Raw genomic sequence first — 1,577 nt, forward strand, 5'->3', positions numbered from 1 at the left:
GTCGCGGGGCGTGCCGCGCGGACCGGGGTGGCAGGCGGTTCACCGCGCGGTTCACCGGGGGCGCGCGAGGTCGTCGAGGTGCCGCAGTATCTCGGGGCCGAGGGTGGTGATGTCGCCGCCGCCCATGGTGACGATCACGTCCCCGGGGCCGGCGAGGGCGGCGATCGCGGCGGGCGCCTCGGCGAGCGTGAACACGCGGTCCGCGACGTCCGCTCCGGCCTCGCGGGCGGCGTCGATGACCAGACGGCTGTCCACGCCCGGGACCGGCCGCTCGCGGGCCGGGTAGATGTCCAGGACGAGGCCGGCGTCGGCCATCGCCAGCGCCCGGCCCATGGCGGCCCCGAGCGCCCGGGTGCGCGAGTACAGATGGGGCTGGTAGGCGACCAGCAGCCGGGCGTGGCCGGTGGCCGCGCGCAGCGCGGCCAGGTCGGCGGCCATCTCGGTGGGGTGGTGGGCGTAGGTGTCGACGACCGCCACCCCGGCGGCCTTCCCCTTGTGCTCCAGGCGGCGCCGGGCGCCGGTGTAGCGGGCCAGGGCCGGGGCGAGCCGGGCGGCGGGCACCCCCTGGGCCAGGCCCGCGGTGAGCGCGGCGACCGCGTCCTGGGCGTAGTGCCGTCCGGGCACGGAGACATCGAACGCGATCCGCTCGCCCGCGGCCCGCACCGTGATCCGGCTGCCGCCGCCCCGGCCCGCGTCGCCGGTGATGCCGGTGATGCCGGTGACGCTGGTGACGCCGGTGATCCGCACATCGGCGCCCGTGGACTCGCCGTAGGTCAGCACCCGCGGCGGGTGCGGGCCCGCCAGCACGCGGCGGGTCAGCTCGCGGGCCCCGGGGTGGTCGGCGCAGACGACCAGCGTGCCGCCGGGAGCGAGGCGGTCGGCGAACGTCTCGAACGAGGCGTAGATCTCCTCCAGGGAGCCGTAGTTGGCGTGGTGCTCGAACTCGATGTTCAGCACGACCGCCGTCTCGGGACGGTAGGCGTGGAAGCTGTGGTCGCTCTCGTCCGCCTCCGCGACGAACAGCTCGCCCCGCCCCTGCTCGGCTCCGGAGCAGGGGGCGTCGAGATCGGCGCCGATGACGTACGAGACGTCCTCGCCGATCGCGCGCAGCGCCACGGCCAGCATCGAGGAGGTCGTGGTCTTCCCATGGGTGCCGGCGACGGCGACGGTCCTGCTGCCCTCCGTCAGCGCGGCCAGGGCAGCGGCCCGGCGGACGACCGGTACGCCGGTCTCCCGCGCCCTCAGCAGCTCCGGGTTGTCCTCGGCGATGGCGCTGGAGACGACGACGCAGCTGGCGTCACCGGGCAGCTGCGCCGCGGCGTGCCCGGCCCGCACGACGGCGCCGAGGCCGCGCAGCGCCTCGGCGACCGGGGAGGATCCGGCCCGGTCGCTCCCGGAGACCCGGGCGCCGCGCCGCAGGAGCAGCTTGGCGACGCCGGACATGCCGGAGCCGGCGATGCCGATGAAGTGGGGCCGCTCCAGACCGGGCGGCACGGGCGGGAGGGGCGCCGGAGAGCCGGAGGACGGAGAGGGGACGGAGGGCGTGGACGGCGTCGAAGGCGTCGAAGGCGTGGAGG

General features: G+C 76.9%; 1 protein-coding gene. It reads right to left on the reverse strand.

Annotated features, from left to right (window positions below; genetic code table 11):
* Nucleotides 1–51 precede the first annotated feature (51 nt).
* The gene (gene murC, locus G5C65_RS37015) at nt 52–1,443 is read right to left on the reverse strand and encodes a UDP-N-acetylmuramate--L-alanine ligase (protein ID WP_241266334.1); all 1,392 of its coding nucleotides are present in this window, start codon (nt 1,441–1,443) and stop codon (nt 52–54) included.
* Nucleotides 1,444–1,577: the final 134 nt, after the last annotated feature.

It is taken from the genome of Streptomyces boncukensis (genome assembly GCF_011045075.1).
GTDB lineage: Bacteria > Actinomycetota > Actinomycetes > Streptomycetales > Streptomycetaceae > Streptomyces > Streptomyces boncukensis.

Excerpts from the sequence above, each read along its gene's own strand:
- murC (WP_241266334.1), bottom strand. The coding sequence starts at position 1,443 with ATGTCCGGCGTCGCCAAGCTGCTCCTGCGGCGCGGCGCCCGGGTCTCC.